The following is a 3,863-nucleotide window of genomic DNA, read 5'->3' as shown; positions in this document are numbered from 1 at the left end:
GGGCGGGGCTCACCCCCGCCGCCGGCGGCGCAACCGGGCGGCGACCACGGCGACGTCGGCGAGGGCGACCACGGCGAGCAGCACCAGCACCAGCCCGGGGCCGCGCGTGCCGCCCGGGGGCCGGGCGGCGGTGAGCCACAGCGCACCGAGGACGCCGCACACCACGAGGCCGAACAGGGCCAGCAGCAGCCGCAGGGTCAACGGGGAGCGGGCGGTGCGCGGCTCGTCGCCGGTGCGGCCGCGGGGCTGCCCGGGCGGCACGCGCCCGGCGTCGGGTCCGGCGGGGCGACGCGGGTCGGCTGCGCTCATGCCGGTGGGGTACCCCGGCGCCGCGGTGACCATGCGCGCGGTCCGGGCCCGGGCGGCGTCGCCTGAGTGGCGCCGTCCCGCCGCGGCGCCCAGGATCGGGGACCTGCGCAGTCGTGTCCGACCCGCCGGCGCCGCACCGCGGCGGCCCCGGCCCGTGAGGGGAGTCCCCGTGAGCAGCACCTCGCCCACCGCCCGACCCGCGGCGCGCCGCCGCACCGCGCTGGCCGGCGTCCTGCTCCTGCCGCTGGCGGTGGCCGGCTGCACCGGCACCGGCCAGGAGGGCGCGGCCGCCACCAGCAGCGGTGCGGCGTCGAGCAGCGCGCCTGCCGCGCCGGGGTCCGCGCAGGGGTCCACCGGGGTCGGCGGGGGCGCGGCGGGCCTGGAGGAGTCGTACCAGCAGGTGATCCGCCAGGTGCTGCCGTCGGTGGTGCAGATCAGCACCGGCACCGGCCTGGGCAGCGGCGTCGTGCTCGACGCCGACGGCAACATCGTCACCAACGCGCACGTCGTGGGCGACGCCACCAGCTTCCAGGTGCAGTTCGCGAACTCCCCCGCCTCCTACCCGGCGACCCTGGTGGGCAGCTACCCGCAGAACGACCTGGCCGTGGTGCGCGTGGAGGGCGCGGCCGAGCTGGTCCCGGCCCGGCTGGGCGACTCCGACGCCGTGGAGGTCGGCACGCTCGTGCTGGCCATGGGCAACCCGCTGGGGCTGTCCAGCAGCGTGACGAACGGGATCGTCTCGGCCACCGGGCGCACCGTCACCGAACCGCCCAGCGAGGCGGTGCCGGCGGGCGCCACGCTTCCGGGCACGATCCAGACCTCGGCCGCCATCAACCCCGGCAACAGCGGCGGCGCGCTGGTGAACCTCGCCGGGGAGGTCATCGGCATCCCCACCCTGGCGGCCACCAACGGCCAGCAGGGCGGGGCCGCTCCCGGCATCGGCTTCGCGATCCCGTCGAACACCGCCCGCGACATCGCCCTGCAGCTGGTGCGCGACGGGCGGGTCACCGACACCAACCGCGCCGCCCTGGGCGTCACCATCACCACCATCGCGAACGCCTCCGGGCAGCCGGCCGGCGTGGGGGTGGTCTCCGTGGAACCCGGCGGCGCGGCCGAGCGGGCGGGGCTGCGCGCCGGGGACGTGATCACCTCGGTGGCCGACCGGGAGGTGGGCAGCGCCTCGGAGCTGGCCACGGTGCTGGCCGGGCTGGAGGTGGGCCAGAGCGTGCCGGTCGTGGTCCGGCGCGGCGGCGACGAGCGCAGCTTCGACGTCGAGCTCGGGGAGCTGCCCGCGAGCTGAGGCCCCTCAGCGCACGGGCGGCCCGGGCGGCAGCGGCACCGCCCGGTGCCGCCAGGCGCGCGTGCCGAGGGCGCCCAGCCACACCGAGGCGCCGGCGACGGCCGCGCCGGCGAGCACGTCGACGAGGTAGTGCCAGCCGAAGTACACGGTCGCCAGCGCGGTGAGCGCGGCGTAGGCCCACAGGACCCAGCGCACCACCGCGCCCAGGTGCGCCAGCTGGGCGACGAGCGCGGCCGTCAGCACGATGGAGACGTGCAGGGACGCGAACGCGGCGATGCCGTGGATGCGGTCGGTGCCGTGGGGGTCGGCCAGCACCAGCACGCGCGAGCGCATCAGGCTGGCCTGCAGCTCGGAGACCCCGGTGGCGGGCAGGTCCGCGTACTGGGCGGGGTCGGCGTAGACGGGTCCCAGCGCGGGCAGCAGGTAGTACGAGGCGGTGCCCAGCGCCCAGTTCAGGCCCAGGGCGGTCACGTACCAGTACCCGTCGCGCGGGTCGCGCACCCGCACCAGCGCCAGCGCCAGGGAGAACGGCACGAAGAACAGGAAGAAGACGTACACCGCCGACAGCACGTGCGCCGCGACGCCGGTGCCCAGCGCCTCGTGGAGCACGTGGGCCGGGTCGGCGCCGAACGCCATCGCCTCGTCCAGGCGCAGCAGGTCGCGGTCGTGCAGCTCCCCGCGCAGCAGGGGCAGGTGGTTCTTGAGGTTCCGGTAGCCGACGTAGGTGACGTAGAAGCTGAGCAGGCCGAGGAGCACGAGGCCCAGCCGCTGCGGCGCCAGGCGCTCGCGCAGCACGGCGCGCGCCGCCGCGGCCCGGGCGCCCCCGCCGGCGGAGCGGACCCCCAGGGCCAGGCGCGGGAGCAGGTCCACCAGCAGGAACCCCGCCGCCAGGGCCGGCAGCCGCACGTAGCTGGGGCCGAGGAAGCCCTCCGGGTCGCGCAGCCGGACGTCCAGGGCCAGGGAGGCCACGAGGGCGGTCGTGCCGGTGAGCACGGCGACGCCCACGAGCAGCGCGCAGGTGCCCCACCACGACACGTGCGGCTCGGCGGCCGTCCCGGGCGCCGACCCCGGAGCTGGTCGTCCCGGGGCGGGCACGCCCGCCGCCGCCGGTCCCCGGGGGCCCGGGGCGGCCCCTCCGGGGGAGATCTCGTGCACGAGCGACCTCCCGCGTCCACCTCGCCGTCAGCCGGGGTTCGGCTGGCGTGCATGGTGCCACGCGGGACCGGCCCCGGCGCGGGCGACGCGGCCGGCCCCGTCAGCGGGTGGGGCCCCCTCGGCGGGTGAAGGCCATCAGGTGGTAGCGGCAGGAGGGCCCCCGCCCCCGCGCGACGTGCTCCAGCCGGTAGCCGGCACCGGTGCCCAGCGCGTGCAGGCGCTCGTCGGTGGGGTACCCGGCGACGAACCGGGCGGGGTCGCGGCTGACGAGGACGAGCACGTCGGGCCGGCGGCGCAGGACGGTGCGCGCTCGCACCGCCGGCGCCAGCGGGCCGGTGCGCTGCAGGAGCGGGTCGTTGAGCAGGAAGGCGTCCAGCGCCGTGCGCCCGCCGGCGCGGGCGGGCACCAGCCCCGCGTCGGAGACGGCGAAGACGGTGCCGTCGGGCGTGGTGCGCAGCCACGCGGCCATCGCCGCGCGCGCCGCCACCTTGCAGTCCCCGTAGCGCTGGGCCCACCCGCGCACCTCGGCCGCGCCGCCGGGCGGCACGAGCAGCAGCACCGCGGTGGCCGCGGCGGCGGTGGTCGCGACCGCCGCCCGGCCGCGCCAGCGGGTGCCGGTGGCCGGCAGGGCCGCGACGGCCGCGCCGGCCAGCAGCGCCAGCAGCGGCCACACGGGCACGAAGAAGCGGCTGTACCCGTTGGCGCTGTCCAGCGTGCCGATCGAGCCGGCCGCCAGGACCAGCGCGGGCACCACCAGGACGCGGCCGCGACCGCCGGCCAGCACCGCCCCGGCCACGGCGAGCACCACCACGGGCGCCGCCTGCTCGAGGAACTTCACCAGCACCGCCGCCCCCTGCCCGGTGCCCGCCTTGTAGAGCACGGAGTTGGGCAGCAGGTGCTCGAAGACCGCCAGCCGGCCGGCCTGCAGCACGGCCTGCGAGGCGACGGGCACGCCCACCAGCCACGCGCAGCGGCGCAGCGCCGCGCAGCGCCGGGCGCGGTGCAGCAGGCCCGGCCCCTCCGCGGCCGCCACCACGGCCAGCGCGGGCACGAGCCCCTCCGGTCGCAGCCACGGCAGCAGCGCCAGCAGGAGCGCCGC

General features: G+C 78.5%; 4 protein-coding genes. 1 reads left to right on the top strand and 3 read right to left on the bottom strand.

Going from position 1 to position 3,863, the window contains the following annotated elements:
• Positions 1 to 9: 9 nt before the first annotated feature.
• Positions 10 to 309 carry a DUF6343 family protein gene (locus GTR00_RS15305; protein WP_205705899.1) on the bottom strand — a complete coding sequence of 100 codons (300 nt, stop codon included), beginning with the start codon at positions 307 to 309 and terminating at the stop codon, positions 10 to 12.
• A 169-nt stretch (positions 310 to 478) separates the two neighbouring features.
• Here GTR00_RS15305 and GTR00_RS15300 point away from each other — a divergent pair, with 169 nt between their 5' ends.
• Positions 479 to 1,609, top strand: coding sequence for a S1C family serine protease (locus GTR00_RS15300; RefSeq protein ID WP_323132509.1), 1,131 nt, complete (start codon positions 479 to 481; stop codon positions 1,607 to 1,609).
• 6 nt (positions 1,610 to 1,615) lie between these two features.
• Here the strand turns inward: GTR00_RS15300 and GTR00_RS25910 are convergent, their stop codons facing one another.
• The gene (locus GTR00_RS25910) at positions 1,616 to 2,644 is read right to left on the bottom strand and encodes a phosphatase PAP2 family protein (RefSeq protein ID WP_166612459.1); all 1,029 of its coding nucleotides are present in this window, start codon (positions 2,642 to 2,644) and stop codon (positions 1,616 to 1,618) included.
• Between the two features lie 220 nt (positions 2,645 to 2,864).
• Positions 2,865 to 3,863 (bottom strand): hypothetical protein (locus GTR00_RS15290; RefSeq protein WP_205705898.1); only part of this gene is annotated, 999 nt, incomplete at its 5' end.

The sequence above is a fragment of the Kineococcus indalonis genome (genome assembly GCF_009906395.1).
In the GTDB taxonomy this organism is placed as follows: domain Bacteria; phylum Actinomycetota; class Actinomycetes; order Actinomycetales; family Kineococcaceae; genus Kineococcus; species Kineococcus indalonis.
The sequence above is the reverse complement of the archived record's forward strand: the minus strand, read 5'-3'. Positions and strand labels throughout refer to the sequence as shown.

Excerpts from the sequence above, each read along its gene's own strand:
- GTR00_RS15305 (WP_205705899.1), bottom strand. The coding sequence starts at position 309 with ATGAGCGCAGCCGACCCGCGTCGCCCCGCCGGACCCGACGCCGGGCGC.